The sequence below is a fragment of the Streptomyces sp. NPDC044704 genome (assembly GCF_056433525.1).
Genome location: NZ_JBWKGY010000006.1, coordinates 278,839 through 294,393, shown reverse-complemented (window position 1 = coordinate 294,393; position 15,555 = coordinate 278,839). Strand labels below are relative to the sequence as shown.

Here is a 15,555-nt window from a genome sequence, read left to right as displayed (position 1 = left end):
GCCGGGAAGCCCCCGAAGGAGGGCAGGGGGGAACGACTGCCCAAAGGTTCCGTCAGGGACGAGGCGAGGGGCCGGGGGTCGGTAGGCCGGGCACACGGCCCCTCGCGGCCCCTTCCGGGACCACACCCGAGCCCTACCCACCCGAAATGACGACCAGGACGTCCTGGGGTGCAGTCAGGCGCGCGTGAGATCGCTACGCGCTTCTCTCGGCTTAGCGGCAGCGGCCCGTCTGGGGCTGGACATAGGCCGCAGGAGGCATCTGTGCCCCGGTGTCGTCTCAGCGGCTGACGACCGGCCGTGGTCACTCTCACGGGCAGTCTGGGGTCTTTCCTGCCAGCGGGGTGTCGCCGCAGGAGTACAGGCGGGCGGTAGCCGCACGTCAAGGGCCATGGGTGGGGCGCGTGGGCGGTCTATGTCCAGCCCCAGACGGTCGCCGGACGCTAAGCCGAGAGGGGCGCGTAGCGATCCGATGCGCCTGACTGCACGCCAGGCTGATGTGGTCGTCATTTCGGGTGGGTAAGCCGTTGGCTCGGTCCCGGAAGGGGGCGCGAGGGGGCCGTATGCCCGGCCTACCGGCCCCCGGCCCCTCGCCTCATCGCTGAGAGACCCGCTCCTCTGGCTCTTCCCCGTGACCGTTCTTTTGGGGGGTTCCCGGCTGTCTTCGGCTTTCCGGGGTGGGGCGGTCGGTCAAGGGTGGCCGTAGGCCATCGCGTAGCGACGCGACGACGAAGGAGGAGCGCCCTTGAGGGACCGGTCCACCCCGGAGAGACGATGAGACTGACGGGAAACCACCAAACCCTCCCCGATACGGACCAGCTAGGACCCCGCCGTCCCCCGGCCCCGCCTCCCCGGCCGACCCCGCCCCGACCGCTTCAGGCCTTTTCCGGGGCCGTCAGGTCGATCAGGCGGCACACCGTTTCGATGTCGATCTTGACCTGGGCGATCGAGGCGCGGCCCGACAGCCACGTGATGAGTGCCGAGTGCCAGGTGTGTTCGATGACGCGGACCGCCGAGAGCTGTTCCGCCGTCGGCGGGGCCTCCAGGCCCATCGCGTCGAGGATGATGGCCGTGGTCAGCCGGGAGACCGTGTCGACCTCCGGGCTCACGCTGCGGTCCGCGAAGGTCAGGGCGCGGACCATGGCGTCCGCGAGGTGGGGTTCGCGCTGGAGCGCGCGGAACGCGCGCATCAGGGTCTCCGCGACGCGGGCCGCAGGGTCGTCGCCCGCCGGAGGGCGTTTGCGCAGCGTGGTGTGCATGTGCTGGAGCTGGTCCTGCATGGTGGCCACCAGCAGGTGCACCTTCGAGGGGAAGTACCGGTAGAGCGTTCCGAGCGCCACGCTGGACAGCTCCGCGACCTCCCGCATCTGCACGGCGTCGAAGCCGCCCCGGCTGGCCAGCTGGGCGCTCGCGTGCAGGATCCGACGGCGGCGCGCCTCCTGGCGCTCCGTCAGGGGAGGGGACGCCGGCGTGGTGACGGCCTTCGCTTCCGCTGTCATGTGTCCCGTTCCATGGCGTTCCGTGGCGTCGCTGGTGGTGCTGCGCAGGGGCCGATCCGGGCGTGACCCGGGGTCAGCATGTCAGGCGTCCGAGCCGTGGCGCGAATCACCTGCTCCGCCTCTTACGGTGTGGTTTCCGGCCGGTAGATTCAATGGTCTTCAACGGATCAAGTCTGAAACTTGTTCTACATTATCCGAGCGGTTACGCTCCGGCGAAAGTCGCAGGCAGAAGGGGGCCGAGAGTGACCGCTGAGGCCATCGTGACGAGCCCTTTCGCGGGTTCCGCCACCGACGGCGACCGCCCGTTGCGCATCGCACTCCTCACCTACAAGGGGAACCCGTTCTGCGGCGGTCAGGGCGTCTACGTACGGCACCTCTCGCGTGAGCTCGTCCGCCTCGGACACTCCGTCGAGGTCATCGGTTCGCAGCCCTATCCGGTCCTCGACACGGGCGCCACGCTCACCGAGCTGCCGAGCCTGGACCTGTACCGCAGTCCCGACCCGTTCCGTACGCCGAAGCGCGACGAGTACCGGGACTGGATCGACGCCCTCGAAGTCGCCACGATGTGGACCGGCGGCTTCCCCGAGCCGCTGACGTTCTCGCTGCGCGCCCGGCGCCATCTGCGCGCCCGCGCGGGCGAGTTCGACGTCATCCACGACAACCAGACCCTCGGCTACGGTCTGCTGGGCGACCTCGGCGCCCCCCTGGTGACGACGGTCCACCACCCCATCACCGTCGACCGGCAGCTGGAGATCGACGCCGCCAAGGACCTCAAGCGGCGCCTCTCCGTGCGGCGTTGGTACGGCTTCACCCGCATGCAGGGCCGTGTGGCCCGCCGGCTGCCGTCCGTGCTGACCGTCTCCGGCTCCTCCCAGCAGGAGATCGCCGAGCACCTCGGGGTCCGCGACGACCGCATCCACGTCGTCCACATCGGAGCCGACACCGACCTGTGGTCGCCCGACCCGGCCGTGGCCGAGGTGCCCGGGCGGATCGTGACGACCTCCAGCGCCGACGTCCCCCTCAAGGGGCTCGTCCACCTCGTCGAGGCCCTCGCCAAGCTCCGCACGGAGCGCCCCGACGCCCACCTCGTGGTCGTCGGCAAGCGCGCCGAGAGCGGGCCCGTCGCCCGCGCGATCGAGTCGTACGGGCTCCAGGACGCGGTGCGCTTCGTCAAGGGCATCTCCGACGCCGAGCTCGTCGACCTCGTGCGCGGCGCCCAGGTCTCCTGCGTGCCCTCCCTCTACGAGGGCTTCTCGCTCCCGGCGGCCGAGGCCATGGCCACCGGCACCCCGCTGGTCGCCACGACCGGCGGGGCGATCCCCGAAGTGACGGGCGCCGACGGCGAGACCTGCCTGGCCGTGCCGCCCGGTGACGCGGGGGCGCTGGCCGCCGCCCTCGGCCGGCTGCTGGGTGACGCCGCGCTGCGCGAGCGGCTCGGTGCCGCCGGACGGGAGCGGGTGCTGTCCCGGTTCACCTGGGCCAAGGCGGCCGAGGGCACCGCCGCGCACTACCGGGCCGCCATCGAGCAGGCCGCCTCCGCCCGTACCCGCCGGCCGCGCTGACCTTCGACCGCCACCGCTTCATGAGCAATCCCTTCCACCCCCGCGACAGCGAAGGCAGGACCCCGTGCTGACCGTCGATTTCTCCCGGTTCCCGCTCGCCGCAGGCGACCGTGTGCTCGATCTGGGCTGCGGCGCCGGCCGCCACGCCTTCGAGTGCTACCGGAGAGGCGCCCAGGTGGTCGCCGTCGACCGCAACGGCGAGGAGATCCGCGAGGTCGCCAAGTGGTTCGCCGCCATGAAGGAGGCCGGTGAGGCCCCGGCGGGCGCCACCGCCACGGCGATGGAGGGCGACGCCCTCGCGCTGCCCTTCCCCGACGACTCCTTCGACGTCGTGATCATCTCCGAGGTGATGGAGCACATCCCCGACGACAAGGGCGTCCTCGCCGAGATGGTCCGCGTGCTGAAGCCCGGCGGCCGCATCGCGATCACCGTGCCGCGCTACGGCCCGGAGAAGATCTGCTGGGCGCTCTCCGACGCCTACCACGAGGTCGAGGGCGGCCACATCCGCATCTACAAGGCGGACGAGCTGCTCGGCAAGATGGAGGCCGCGGGCCTCAAGCCGTACGGCACCCACCATGCGCACGGCCTGCACTCCCCGTACTGGTGGCTCAAGTGCGCCTTCGGCGTCGACAACGACAAGGCGCTGCCCGTCAAGGCGTACCACAAGCTCCTCGTCTGGGACATCATGAAGAAGCCGCTGGCCACCCGGCTCGCCGAGCAGGCGCTCAACCCGGTCATCGGCAAGAGCTTCGTGGCGTACGCGACGAAGCCGCACCTGCCCGTCGGCGCGGCCCAGTGACCGCGCCCCGGCGCACCGCACCCGAACACCTCGTCCTGGACGGCGTACTGACCGCCGAGGAGGCCGCCGAGACGGTGGCCGGGATCCTCGCGGCGCAGCGCCCGGACGGGGCCATACCGTGGTTCCGCGGTCACCACCTCGACCCGTGGGACCACACCGAGGCCGCGATGGCCCTGGACGTGGCGGGCGAGCACGAGGCCGCGGAGCGGGCGTACGACTGGCTGGCCCGGCACCAGAACCAGGACGGTTCCTGGTTCGCGGCGTACGCCGACCGGCCGGAGGGGGTGGACACCGCCGAGCCGCAGGACGCGAGCCGGGAGTCGAACTTCGTCGCGTACATAGCCGTCGGCGTGTGGCACCACTACCTGGCGACGGGCGACGACCCGTTCCTGGACCGGATGTGGCCGGCGGTCGTGGCGGCGGTGGAGTTCGTCCTCGCCCTCCAGCAGCCCGGCGGCGAGATCGGCTGGAAGCGGGAGGCGGACGGCGCCCCGGTCACGGACGCCCTGCTGACGGGCTCCTCCTCGATCCACCAGGCCCTGCGCTGCGCGCTGGCCATCGCCGACCACCGGGGGGATCCGCAGCCCGACTGGGAGCTGGCGGCGGGTGCGCTGGCGCACGCGATCCGCAGGCATCCGGAGCGGTTCCTGGACAAGTCGCACTACTCGATGGACTGGTACTACCCGGTGCTGGGCGGGGCGCTGACCGGCGCCGAGGCGAAGGCGCGGATCGAGGAGCGCTGGGACGAGTTCGTCGTCGCGGACCTCGGTGTCCGGTGCGTCCTGCCGAACCCGTGGGTGACCGGCGGGGAGTCCTGCGAACTGGCGCTGTCGCTCTGGGCGATGGGGGAGTCGGACCGGGCGCTGGAGATCCTGCGCTCGATCGGTCACCTGCGCGCGGACAACGGCATGTACTGGACGGGGTACGTGTTCCAGGACCGGGCCGTCTGGCCGGTGGAGCAGACGACCTGGACGGCCGGGTCGCTGCTGCTGGCCGTCGCCGCGCTGGGCGGGGACGAGCCCACGGGCGAGGTGTTCGGCGGTCTCGCGCTGCCGACGGGCCTGGAGCCGGACTGCTGCCGTCACTGAACCGGCACCGCCGGCCGCCGACCGCCCTCGGGCGGAGCCGGCGGCCGGCGGTGTCCGGGATCAGCGCCGGGCCAGCCAGTTGGCGAGGCCGTGTCCGGCGAGGAGGTAGACGACGGCCGCCAGACCGTAGCCGACGACGACCCGGGCCCCTTCGCTGTCGAAGCTGAACAGGTCACGGGACCAGCTCGTCAGCCAGTCGGCGCAGTCGTGGACGAACGCGACGAGGCTGTTGCCCTGGTTGGCGTCCAGCAGCCACAGCACGATCCACAGGACGATCAGGAAGGCCGCCACGTCCGCGACGAGGGCTACGGCCCGGGCGATGCCGCCGCCGCCTCGGGTGTGTACACGGGAGTGTGCTCGGGTGTGTGGGGACATGACACGCGTGTTGCCGCAGCCGCGCGGTCCAAACCCGAACGGGTCCCCCAAGTGGTGGAGGGCCACGGCCGGGGTGAGGCTGCGGGGGACACCCCCGTCCCCGGAGGAAACCGTGTCCGTACTCGAACCCAGTACCGTCCGACTCCGCCGCACGCTCACCGCGGTGGTCCTGTCCTGCGCACTGCTGGCCGGTGCGACCGCCTGCGGTGGCGGCGGCGCCGACACCGCCCGGCAGCCGGAGATCTCCAACGCCGCGGCGGCCGAGCTGGCCGTCCTCGCGGCGGCGGAGCCGCAGGCCGCCGAGGCCGATGAGCTGGCGGCGGCGCCGACGCCGACCACGCCGGCGGAGAAGCAGAAGTTCGCCAAGACGCGCTTCGTCGCGAACGCCGGTCTCGCGGCCGGGGCGACGTACCAGTGGATCATCAAGCCGTACCGCGCGGGCAAGTTCAAGAAGGGCGCGTCGGGCCGGACGTTCGCGCTGATCAAGGCGGGCCTCGCGGGTGCCTTCGCCTACAACCGGCTGAAGGCGGCGTCGGACAACGCCAAGGGCGACCCGCTGCTGTCGAAGGCGATGGTCCCGCTGACGGCGGGCATCGAGTCCCTCAAGAGCCTCGGCACCAAGCTCCGCAAGGGCCAGGCCGGGGACTCCGACATCGACGCCTTCCAGAACGTCATCGAGGGAGTGAAGGGCGCGGGCCAGAGCGCCGGAGCCACGGTGACGGACAAGGTGCCGAGCCTGTCGCAGCTCGGCGGCTAGTGCCGGAACCCGGACGGGCGGGCCGGACGGGGCCGGTGGGCCGCCGTCCGGCCCGCCCGCGCCGTTCCGGCTGTTTCAATGGGTCACGTGATCGAATTCTTGGTGTTGGCCGTGGTGGCCGCCGGAACCGGCTGGCTCGTCCGCCGCAAGCACCGTGAGCGGCAGGCCGCCGGGAGCCCGGACGGCATCCCGTGCATGGCCCGGTACCCGGCCGGTGAGGGCCGCTGGCGCTCGGGCCGGGTGTACGCGGGCGGGGGCGGCGGGCCCCGCTGGGAGCCCCGGCGGGGCGGGGCCGTGGAGCTGTCGGGGGCCCGCTCCACCGGCGTGCGGGTGCCCACGGTGCGGGAGGGGATCTCCATCAACCCCGGCTCGCGGATCGTGGCCTGCGCCCTCGCGGACGGCGGGGAGATCGAGATTGCCGTCATGCCGCTGGACGTGCGGGAACTGCTGGAGGTCGTCCCCGAGTAGGCGCGGGGACTCCGCTCAGTCCCCGTACGTGAAGGGCAGCGGGTTGGTGAGGCGGCCGTCCGGGGTGGCGGCGGCCACGAGGACCTGCGCGGCGGTGGGCCAGGCCGGGGTGATCGCCAGGATGAGGCTGTCGCCGATCACGGCGACGGCCGTGGCGTCGACCCCGGTGAAGCAGCCGTCGGCGTCCAGGGTCCCGAAGACGACCCGGGTGTGGCCGGTGAGGCCGCTGCCCGCGAGGGAGACGGTGGTGCCTCCGCTGCGCGGGCCGATGTCCGGGGTGACCGAGACCAGCTGACCCTGCGGCGTCCCGGTGTCCGGGGGGCCGGGGTGGCGGGTCCCGGGGGCCGCCGGGCAGCCGGCGGGTCCGTCCCCGGCGGCTGCGGCGGGCGGGGCCGCCCGGGCCGGGGCGAGGGCGAAGAGGGAGACGGCGGCGAGGAGGATCGCCGCCCGGCGGAGCGTGCGCGTCACGACGGGGCCTTCCGGCGGAGGAGCGGCCCCGGAGCGGGGCCCGCCCCATCATGGGGAGCTCGCGGACCCCGAATCCAGGACAAACCCGCCCGTGTCGCCCCTTCCGGTTGTCCGGCGTCAGCTGTTGAGCTCCGCCAGGACCCGCAGGGTGTGCGGGTCCGGGGCGGTGACGAGCAGGTCGGTGACGGGGCCCTTGCGCCACAGCTCCAGACGTTCCGCGATCCGCTCGCGGGGGCCGACGAGGGAGATCTCGTCGGCGAAGGCGTCCGGGACGGCGAGCACCGCCTCTTCCTTGCGCCCGGCCAGGAACAGCTCCTGGATGCGCCGGGCCTCCTCCTCGTAGCCCATGCGCGCCATGAGGTCGGCGTGGAAGTTGCGGGCCGCGTGGCCCATGCCGCCGATGTAGAAGCCGAGCATGGCCTTGACCGGCAGCAGTCCCTCGGCGACGTCCTCGCAGACCCGGGCCCGGGCCATCGGCGCGATCATGAACTGTTCGGGGAGGTCGCCGAGGGAGCCCTGGTAGACGTCGGTGCGGGTGGGCGACCAGTAGAGCGGCAGCCAGCCGTCGGCGATCCGGGTGGTCTGGGCGATGTTCTTGGGGCCCTCGGCGCCCAGCAGCAGCGGGAGGTCCGCGCGCAGCGGGTGGGTGATGGGCTTCAGGGGTTTTCCGAGGCCGGTGCCGTCCGTGCCGCGGTACGGGTGGCTGTGGAAGCGGCCGTCGACGGCGACGGGGGCCTCGCGGCGCAGCACCTGGCGGATGACGTCGACGTACTCGCGGGTGGCGGTGAGCGGGCTCGACGGGAACGGGCGGCCGTACCAGCCCTCGACGACCTGGGGGCCGGACAGTCCGAGGCCCAGCATCATCCGGCCGCCGGAGAGGTGGTCCAGGGTGAGGGCGTGCATGGCGGTGGCGGTGGGGGTGCGGGCGGCCATCTGCGCGATCGCGGTGCCGAGGCGGATCCGGGAGGTGTGCGCGGCGATCCAGGTGAGGGGGGTGAAGGCGTCGGAGCCCCAGGCTTCGGCGGTCCACACGGAGTCGTAGCCGAGGCGTTCGGCTTCGACGGCGAGGTCGAGGTGGCCGGGTCCGGGCCCGCGGCCCCAGTACCCGAGTGCGAGTCCGAGGCGCATGGACGTCCCCTCAGCAGTGTCTGACGATGCGTCAGGTGACTGTAGGGCAACGGCCCCCCGCCCGGAAGGGCGGGGGGCCGTGAGGCTGTCCGTGCGGAGGGCTCAGCCGCGCTGGATGCCGGAGGTGTCGTTGAGGACGCCGCGGCGGCCGTCCTGGGTCTGCGCGATCAGCGTGGCCGGGCCGCGCTGGTCGACGGCCAGGTACCAGGTGCCGGGCGCGAGCTCGGCGATCGGGGCGGGGGAGCCGTCCTCACCGTAGAGGGGACGGGCCACCGGCACCGCGAACCAGAACGGCGTGAAGTCCGCCGCCGGGGCGGGGGCCGGCTGCTGGGCGGCGTGGTCCTGCGGGCCGGGCGCCGGGGTCTGGCCGCCGCCGTAGGGCGGGACGGGCTGCGGGGTGTTGCCGTAGGGCTGGGGCTGCTGCCCGCCCGGGTAGCCGTAGCCGGCGCCGGGCTGCGGCTGGCCGCCGTACGGCGGGACGGCGGCGGGACGGGGCTCCGGTACGAGCTTCCCGGCCAGGGCGGGGATCTTCGCACCGGCGATCGCGACGCCGGCCAGGGCCAGGGTCGCGAGGAACGCGATGATGCAGCCGGCGCCCAGGTCGGCGCCGTCCGGGCTGGTGATCAGGGACCACAGCGCGGACCAGGCCGCCGCGACGGCCAGGACGGTTCCCCACGCCGACAGCGGCAGGCCGGCGAGCTTGCGGCCCTCGGGCAGGAAGCGGCCGGCCACCAGCAGACCCGCGGCGATGAAGCCGGTCAGGAAGATGGAGGGCAGCGCCAGCCGGTAGACGTCGGTGTCCCACACGCTCGGGAGGTCCAGGCCGGTGGCGGAGTAGAAATCGAGGAACGAAGCGATGAACAGCAGCACCGCTGCTCCGATCACCACGCCGTCGCCTCGAGTGAGGGAGCGGATGTTCACGTCTCAGGTGTCCTTCTCGGTCTCGGTCGTCTCGTGGTGCCGCGGTCGCAGATCAGGGCTGGAGCGGGGCGGGCGGCACCATGGTACGGAGGTTTTCCGTGACCGGGCTGACCGGGGCGGCGGGCCGCCCTGATGGGACTACCCGCCGAGGAAGCCGACGATGCCGTCGGCGATGCCCTGCGCTGCCTTCTGTCGCCACTGCGGATTCGTGAGCAGTGCGGCGTCCTTGGCGTCACGCATGTTGCCGCATTCGATGAACACCTTGGGCTGTGTTGAGAGGTTCAGTCCGCCCAGATCGTCGCGGACGACCAAACCGGTACCGGATCCGAGGTAGTTCGCGGGGCCCGAACCGGTGGTCCGGGCGAAGTTGCTCGCGATGCGTTCGCCGAGCTGACGGGACGGCCCGACGATCTTCGCGGTGTCCGCGGATCCGCCCTTGACCTTGGCGGGGAGGATGACGTGGTAGCCGCGGCTGCCCTCGGAGACGCCGTCGGCGTGGACCGAGACGACCGCGTCGGCCTTGGCCCCGTTGCCGATGCGGGCCCGTTCGTCGATGCAGGGGCCCCACGGGCGTTCCGCCCCGGCCTCGTGGGTGAAGACCACCTTCAGCCCGCGCGCCTCCAGGACGGTCCGCAGCCTGCGGGACACGTCCATCGTGAACTCGGCTTCCATGTAGCCGGAGTTGGTGGTGGTGCCGGTCGTGTCGCACTCCTTGCGGTTGGTGCCGATGTCGACCTGGCGGTTGATCTCGCGGGAGTGCTGGAAGTTGCCCGTGTTGTGGCCCGGGTCGATGACCACGGTCCGGCCCGCGAGGGGGTTCGGGGCGGTCGCGGGAGTACTCGCGGACGCCGAGGCGGACGCGGAGGCGGAGGCCAGGGGGGAGGCCGGGGCGCTCGGGGAGGCGCTGGACTTCCCGTCGGCGTCCGCGTGGGCGGAGTGCGAGGCGGGCAGCGGCGCCACACGGGCCTGCGGCTCACCAGGCCCCGCCCCCGCGAGCGCGTGGGTCAGTACCCAGCCGGCCAGGCAGGTCGGCGCGAGCACCGCCGCCGCGACCGCGAGGGTGGAGCGACGCGTGTACCAGGGCCGGTCCGGGCTGATCGAGGAGCCGGACTCGGGGGACGGGGGGCTGTTGTCGTAGCGCACCTCGCGATGCTAGAACGCCCGGACGCCCCACGGAGGGAGCGTGGGCCATTCGAGGGCGCGGTGCGCTTATCGGACAGGAGGCCCCGGGGGCGCGGCGGCCTAGATGCCGGTTCCGGTGCGGCGCAGGACGCGCAGGGAGTCCGTGACGGAGGTCTCCTCGAAGGCCCCCGAGGCCAGGGCGCGCAGGTAGATCCGGTACGGGGCCTGTCCGCCGTCGGCCGGGTCCGGGAACACGTCGTGGATGACGAGGAGACCGCCCTCGGCGAGGTGCGGGGCCCAGCCCTCGTAGTCGGCGGTGGCGTGCTCGTCGGTGTGGCCGCCGTCGACGAAGACGAGGCCCAGCGGGCCGCCCCAGGCTGCGGCGGCCCGCGGGGAGCGGCCGACGATCGCGAGGACGTGGTCCTCCAGGCCGGCCTGGTGCAGGGTGCGGCGGAAGGTGGGCAGGGTGTCCATCAGCCCGACCTCCGGGTCCACCACCGTCGGGTCGTGGTACTCCCAGCCCGGCTGCTGCTCCTCGCTGCCCCGGTGGTGGTCGACGGTGATCGCGGTCACCCCGGCCTCGCGGGCGGCGTCGGCGAGCAGGATCGTGGAGCGCCCGCAGTACGTGCCGACCTCCAGGAGCGGCAGGCCCAGCGCCGCCGCCGCGGTCGCGGCCTCGTACAGGGCGAGGCCCTCGCCGAGGGGCATGAACCCCTTGGCGGCCTCGAAGGCGGCGAGGGTCTCCGGCTTGGGGCTGGCCATGTCGTTCCTCCTGAGCTGCGGATGAGTGGCGGCCCATGCTGCCCTACCCGCTGGTAGGACACCACGGGCGGGGGGCCTGCCGTCCCGGCCGTCCTCCCTCGGCGTCCGAAGGGCCGGCCCTGGCCGGCGCCGCGTTCCGCCCGCCGTTCCTCCTCCAGCGTCCGCCGGAGACCGGCGCGGGTCTCCGGCGCCCCTGGGTCGCGCGTCGCGGTGGCGGGGCGTCCAACAACACGCGTATCTGACCTTCCGTCAGATTGGAACGTGTTCTAGTCTGCCGCGCATGGGCATCGGAATCACTGGGGAACAGCGGGAGTTGGCCGGGGCCGTGCGCGGCTGGGTGGCGCGGGCCGTGCCGCCCGAGGAGGTGCGCAAGCTCCTCGACACCCCGCCGCGGACCGGGGTGCGGCCCGCCTACTGGGACGGGCTGGCCGAGGCCGGGCTGCTGGCGCCGCACCTGGAGGGCGGGACGCTGCTGGACCTGGCCGTCGTGGTGGAGGAGGCCGCCCGGGCGGCGCTGCCCGGGGCGTTCCTGCCGAGCGCGCTGGCCTCCGTACTCCTGGACCGGGCCGGGGCCGAACCGCTCGACGGCCGGGTCGGGGCGGTCGCCCTCGGGCCCGGCAGCCTCACGGCCGTCGCCGTCGAAGGCGGCGGGTACCTGCTGGAGGGGGCCGCGCCGCCCGTGCTCGGAGCCGGGGAGGCCGACCTCGTCGTCCTGGCCGCCGAGACCGCCCACGGCAGCGTCTGGTTCGCCGTGGACGCCGCCGCGCTGGACGTCCGCACCCACGAGAGCGCGGACCCGACCCGCCCCACCGCCGAGGTGCGGGCACGCGGGACCGTCGTGCCGCCCGGCCGGCTGCTGGACCTGGACGCCGCCCTGGTCCGGGACCTGGCCTGCGCCCTCTTCGCCGCCGACGCCTGCGGCACCGCCGCCTGGGCCGTGCACACCGCCGCCGGGTACGCGAAGGTCCGCGAACAGTTCGGGCGGCCCATCGGACGCTTCCAGGGCGTCAAGCACCTGTGCGCCGACATGCTGGTCCGCCTGGAGCAGGCCCGCGCCCTCGCCTGGGACGCCGCGAACTGTGCGGCCGAACCCGACGCCGACCCCGAGGTGCGCACCCTCGTCGCGGCCCTCGCCGCCGGAACCGCCCTCGACGCCGCCTACTCCTGCGCCAAGGACTGCATCCAGGTCCTCGGCGGCATCGGCTTCACCTGGGAGCACGACGCCCACGTCTACCTGCGCCGGGCGCTCGTCGCCCGCCAGCTCCTCGGATCCGGCGACGGGCACCGGGTCCGCGCCGTGCGCTCCGCCGCCGCCGGTGCCCGGCGCGAACTGCGGCTGGAACTGCCGGCGAGCGCCGAGACCCACCGGGCGGCCGCCCGCGCCGTCATCGAGGACGTGCGCGGTCTCGACCCGGCCGCCGCCCGCCGGGTCCTGGCACCCACCGGGTACGCGGCCCCCTACCTGCCGCCGCCGTACGGGCTCGGCGCCGGGCCGGTCCAGCAGCTCGTCGTCCAGCAGGAACTGCGGGAGGCCGGGGTCCGCCTCGCCGACCTCGGGATCGCCACCTGGGTCGTGCCCTCGCTGCTCGCCTACGGCACCGACGCGCAGCGCGAGGCGTACGTCCTGCCGACCCTGCGCGGCGACACGACCTGGTGCCAGCTCTTCTCCGAGCCGGAGGCCGGCTCCGACCTGGCCTCGCTGCGGACCCGGGCGGAACGGACCGGAAGCGGCACGTGGCGGATCAACGGGCAGAAGGTGTGGACGAGTTCCGCGCACACCGCCGACTACGGGATCCTGCTGGCCCGCACCGACCCGGACGCGCCTAAGCACAAGGGCCTCGGCTACTTCGTCGTCGACATGCGCAACACCCCCGGCATCGACGTCCGCCCGCTGAAGGAGATCACCGGCGAGGCCCTCTTCAACGAGGTCTGGTTCGACGACGCCGAACTCCCCGCGGACGCCCTGGTCGGCGCGGCCGACGGCGGCTGGAAGGTCGCCCGCAACACCCTGGGCAACGAACGCGTCCACATGGCCGACCAGATGACCTTCGACACCGGCCTCGAAGCGCTGATCACCCGCTCCGCCGCCCTCGACGGGGCCTGCCGGGCGCGGATCGGCGCGCTGGCCGCCGAGGCGCACGCGCTGGCCTGCATCGCACTGCGGACCACGCTCCAGCAGGTGTCCGGACTGGAGCCGGGCGCGGGTGCCTCCGTACGCAAACTCCTCCAGACCCCGCACCAGCAGCGGACCGCCGAGCTCGCGCTCGAACTGCTGGGACCGGCGGGCGCCGTACGGGAGGGGGCGGGGGAGCGGGCGGTGCACGGGATGCTCATGTCCCGCTGCCTGACCATCGCCGGCGGCACCACCCAGGTCCAGCTCAACGTCGTCGCCGAGCGGATTCTCGGCCTCCCCAGGGACTGAAGGGACTGCACGGACATGAAGTCGTACATCGTGGGTGTCGGCATGACGAAGTTCGAGAAGCCGGAATCGCGGGACTGGCAGTACTGGGACATGGCCGAGGAGGCCGGGACGGCCGCGCTCGCGGACGCGGGCGTGGAGTACGGGCTGGTGGAGCAGGTGCCCGTCGGCTACTGCTTCCAGGCCTCCACCGCCGGCCAGCGGGCGGTGTACGAGCTGGGGCTGAGCGGGGTCCCGGTCTACAACGTCAACAACAACTGTGCGACGGGCTCGACGGCGCTGATGATGGCGCGGCAGTTCGTGGAGGGCGGGATCAGCGACTGCGTCCTCGCGCTCGGCTTCGAGAAGATGAAGCGCGGCGCGCTCGGCGGCGGCGCCGACGGCGGGGACTTCAAGACGTCCCCGGTGGCCCGGCACTACGGGATCATGGCCGCCGCGCACGGCTTCGAGATGTCCCCGCCCACCGCGCAGATCTTCGGGAACGCGGCCCGCGAGCACATGGAGCGGTACGGGACCACGCCCGAACAGCTCGCGGCGGTCGGCGCGAAGAACCACCGGCACTCCGCGAACAACCCGAACGCGCAGTTCCAGGACGTGTACACGGTCGAGGAAATTCTCGCGGCGAAGGAGATCCACAAGCCCCTGACCAAGCTCCAGTGCTCGCCGACCTCGGACGGGGCGGCCGCCGCGCTGGTGGTGTCGGAACGCTTCGTCGTCCGGCACGGCCTCCACGACAAGGCGGTGGAGATCGCCGCGCAGGCGATGACCACGGACACCGGGGCCAGCTTCGGCGGCTCGTGCATCGACGTCGTCGGCAAGCCCATGACGGCCGCGGCGGCCCGCCAGGTGTACGGGGCCTCGGGGCTCGGCATCGAGGACGTCGACGTGATCGAGCTGCACGACTGCTTCTCCGTCAACGAACTCCTGACGTACGAGGCGCTCGGCATGTGCGCGGACGGGGCCTCCGGCAAGCTCGTCGAGAGCGGCGCCACCACCTACGGCGGACGCTGGGTGGTCAACCCCTCGGGCGGCCTGATCTCCAAGGGCCACCCGCTGGGCGCGACGGGCCTCGCGCAGGCGGCGGAACTGGTGTGGCAGCTGCGCGGCGAGGCCGGCGCCCGCCAGGTCCCCGGCGCGGGCGTGGGCCTGGCCCACAACATCGGGCTGGGCGGAGCCGCGGTGGTGACCCTGCTGCGGAGGTAGGCGCTTCCGGCGCCCGCGTGGCGCGCCCCGGGGAGGGGGCCGAGAATGGGAGGGCCGGACCACGCCCCGGGGTGGTGCCCGCACCGGGTGACGGACGGGGCGGTTCCGGGGTTCCAGGGGGCTCCAGGGACTACAGGTGATGGCGCATGTGCCGATGGCTCGCGTATTCCGGAACGCCGATGTTGCTCGACACCATCCTGTACAAACCCACGCACTCGCTGATCGATCAGAGCCTGCACTCGAAGCTGGGTGTGGAGACGACGAACGGTGACGGCTTCGGCGTCGGGTGGTACACGGAAACGGAGGAGACCGACACCCCGGCCGTACTGCGTGACATCGGCCCCGCGTGGAACAACCGCAACCTCCGGGAGATCGCGGACCACGTGCGTTCCCCGCTCTTCTTCGCGCACATCCGGGCGTCGACCGGCTCGGCCGTGCAGCAGACGAACTCGCACCCGTTCCGCCACGGACGCTGGATGTTCATGCACAACGGGGCCATCACCGGGTTCCACCTCATGCGCCGCGAGCTGTGCCTGCTCGTCGACCCGGAGTTGTTCGCCGAGATCGAGGGGACGACCGACTCCGAGGTGATGTTCTACCTGGCCCTCACCTTCGGGCTGGAGGAGGACCCGCCCGCCGCCGTCGCCAGGATGGCGGGCGTGGTGGAACGGGCCGGCCGCGCCCACGGCGTGGAGTCCCCGCTGCAGATGACGCTCGCCATCACCGACGGCGTCAGCGTGTGGGCGTTCCGCTATTCCAGCGCGCACACGTCCCGGTCGCTGTTCTACAGCAGCCGGGTCGACACGCTGCGCCGGCTGCACCCCGACGTGACCTTCCTCCAGGACGTCTCCGACGAGACCCGGCTCGTCGTGTCCGAGCCGCTCGGCGACCTGCCCGGCGCCTGGAACGAGGTGCCGGAGAGCAGCTACGGACTCGTGCGGCCCGGGGCGGACGCGCTGTTCCCCTTCACCCCCGCGCCGGCGTAGT

15 protein-coding genes are annotated in these 15,555 nt (G+C 73.1%); 8 read left to right on the top strand and 7 right to left on the bottom strand.

Going from position 1 to position 15,555, the window contains the following annotated elements; all coding sequences use genetic code 11:
• Window positions 1–872: 872 nt before the first annotated feature.
• The gene (locus AC07B0_RS18100; RefSeq protein WP_356884226.1) at window positions 873–1,496 is read right to left on the bottom strand and encodes a TetR family transcriptional regulator; all 624 of its coding nucleotides are present in this window, start codon (window positions 1,494–1,496) and stop codon (window positions 873–875) included.
• Window positions 1,497–1,738: 242 nt separating this feature from the next.
• Here AC07B0_RS18100 and AC07B0_RS18095 point away from each other — a divergent pair, with 242 nt between their 5' ends.
• From AC07B0_RS18095 to AC07B0_RS18085, 3 genes are all read left to right on the top strand, one after another.
• Window positions 1,739–3,058, top strand: a complete 1,320-nt coding sequence (locus AC07B0_RS18095) for a glycosyltransferase family 4 protein (protein WP_356884228.1) — start codon at window positions 1,739–1,741, stop codon at window positions 3,056–3,058.
• A gap of 64 nt (window positions 3,059–3,122) precedes the next feature.
• Window positions 3,123–3,857: a class I SAM-dependent methyltransferase gene (locus tag AC07B0_RS18090; protein ID WP_266838794.1), complete on the top strand. Its 735-nt coding sequence runs from the start codon at window positions 3,123–3,125 to the stop codon at window positions 3,855–3,857.
• Window positions 3,854–4,945 carry a prenyltransferase/squalene oxidase repeat-containing protein gene (locus AC07B0_RS18085; protein ID WP_356884231.1) on the top strand — a complete coding sequence of 364 codons (1,092 nt, stop codon included), beginning with the start codon at window positions 3,854–3,856 and terminating at the stop codon, window positions 4,943–4,945. The genes AC07B0_RS18090 and AC07B0_RS18085 overlap by 4 nt, the downstream gene beginning before the upstream one ends.
• Window positions 4,946–5,005: 60 nt before the next feature.
• On the opposite strand, the gene AC07B0_RS18080 is transcribed toward AC07B0_RS18085, so the two are convergent.
• Window positions 5,006–5,320 (bottom strand): hypothetical protein, encoded by a 315-nt coding sequence (locus AC07B0_RS18080; RefSeq protein ID WP_356884233.1) that lies wholly within the window; start codon window positions 5,318–5,320, stop codon window positions 5,006–5,008.
• A gap of 112 nt (window positions 5,321–5,432) precedes the next feature.
• Here AC07B0_RS18080 and AC07B0_RS18075 point away from each other — a divergent pair, with 112 nt between their 5' ends.
• A complete protein-coding gene (locus AC07B0_RS18075; RefSeq protein ID WP_356884235.1) occupies window positions 5,433–6,077 on the top strand; it encodes a hypothetical protein in 645 nt (214 codons plus the stop codon).
• An 87-nt stretch (window positions 6,078–6,164) separates the two neighbouring features.
• A complete protein-coding gene (locus tag AC07B0_RS18070) occupies window positions 6,165–6,545 on the top strand; it encodes a hypothetical protein (RefSeq protein WP_469379811.1) in 381 nt (126 codons plus the stop codon).
• Window positions 6,546–6,560: 15 nt separating this feature from the next.
• Here the strand turns inward: AC07B0_RS18070 and AC07B0_RS18065 are convergent, their stop codons facing one another.
• The 5 genes from AC07B0_RS18065 to AC07B0_RS18045 all read right to left on the bottom strand — a co-directional run bounded on the left by AC07B0_RS18065 (window position 6,561) and on the right by AC07B0_RS18045 (window position 10,946).
• Window positions 6,561–7,013, bottom strand: coding sequence for an IPT/TIG domain-containing protein (locus AC07B0_RS18065; protein WP_356877351.1), 453 nt, complete (start codon window positions 7,011–7,013; stop codon window positions 6,561–6,563).
• A gap of 117 nt (window positions 7,014–7,130) precedes the next feature.
• Window positions 7,131–8,141 (bottom strand): LLM class F420-dependent oxidoreductase, encoded by a 1,011-nt coding sequence (locus AC07B0_RS18060; protein WP_478898578.1) that lies wholly within the window; start codon window positions 8,139–8,141, stop codon window positions 7,131–7,133.
• A 102-nt stretch (window positions 8,142–8,243) separates the two neighbouring features.
• Window positions 8,244–9,062: a DUF5336 domain-containing protein gene (locus AC07B0_RS18055; RefSeq protein WP_478864678.1), complete on the bottom strand. Its 819-nt coding sequence runs from the start codon at window positions 9,060–9,062 to the stop codon at window positions 8,244–8,246.
• 138 nt (window positions 9,063–9,200) lie between these two features.
• Window positions 9,201–10,205: an N-acetylmuramoyl-L-alanine amidase gene (locus tag AC07B0_RS18050; RefSeq protein WP_478898577.1), complete on the bottom strand. Its 1,005-nt coding sequence runs from the start codon at window positions 10,203–10,205 to the stop codon at window positions 9,201–9,203.
• Between the two features lie 99 nt (window positions 10,206–10,304).
• A complete protein-coding gene (locus AC07B0_RS18045; protein WP_469379817.1) occupies window positions 10,305–10,946 on the bottom strand; it encodes a class I SAM-dependent methyltransferase in 642 nt (213 codons plus the stop codon).
• Window positions 10,947–11,226: 280 nt separating this feature from the next.
• Between AC07B0_RS18045 and AC07B0_RS18040 the strand changes: the two genes are divergently transcribed.
• The 3 genes from AC07B0_RS18040 to AC07B0_RS18030 all read left to right on the top strand — a co-directional run bounded on the left by AC07B0_RS18040 (window position 11,227) and on the right by AC07B0_RS18030 (window position 15,554).
• Window positions 11,227–13,368 (top strand): acyl-CoA dehydrogenase, encoded by a 2,142-nt coding sequence (locus AC07B0_RS18040; protein WP_478898576.1) that lies wholly within the window; start codon window positions 11,227–11,229, stop codon window positions 13,366–13,368.
• 15 nt (window positions 13,369–13,383) lie between these two features.
• The gene (locus AC07B0_RS18035) at window positions 13,384–14,568 is read left to right on the top strand and encodes a lipid-transfer protein (protein ID WP_478898575.1); all 1,185 of its coding nucleotides are present in this window, start codon (window positions 13,384–13,386) and stop codon (window positions 14,566–14,568) included.
• A 146-nt stretch (window positions 14,569–14,714) separates the two neighbouring features.
• Window positions 14,715–15,554 (top strand): class II glutamine amidotransferase, encoded by an 840-nt coding sequence (locus AC07B0_RS18030; protein ID WP_478864682.1) that lies wholly within the window; start codon window positions 14,715–14,717, stop codon window positions 15,552–15,554.
• Window position 15,555 lies beyond the last annotated feature (1 nt).

Excerpts from the sequence above, each read along its gene's own strand:
- AC07B0_RS18100 (WP_356884226.1), bottom strand. The coding sequence starts at position 1,496 with ATGACAGCGGAAGCGAAGGCCGTCACCACGCCGGCGTCCCCTCCCCTG.
- AC07B0_RS18080 (WP_356884233.1), bottom strand. The coding sequence starts at position 5,320 with ATGTCCCCACACACCCGAGCACACTCCCGTGTACACACCCGAGGCGGC.
- AC07B0_RS18060 (WP_478898578.1), bottom strand. The coding sequence starts at position 8,141 with ATGCGCCTCGGACTCGCACTCGGGTACTGGGGCCGCGGGCCCGGACCC.
- AC07B0_RS18045 (WP_469379817.1), bottom strand. The coding sequence starts at position 10,946 with ATGGCCAGCCCCAAGCCGGAGACCCTCGCCGCCTTCGAGGCCGCCAAG.
- AC07B0_RS18040 (WP_478898576.1), top strand. The coding sequence starts at position 11,227 with ATGGGCATCGGAATCACTGGGGAACAGCGGGAGTTGGCCGGGGCCGTG.
- AC07B0_RS18035 (WP_478898575.1), top strand. The coding sequence starts at position 13,384 with ATGAAGTCGTACATCGTGGGTGTCGGCATGACGAAGTTCGAGAAGCCG.
- AC07B0_RS18030 (WP_478864682.1), top strand. The coding sequence starts at position 14,715 with ATGTGCCGATGGCTCGCGTATTCCGGAACGCCGATGTTGCTCGACACC.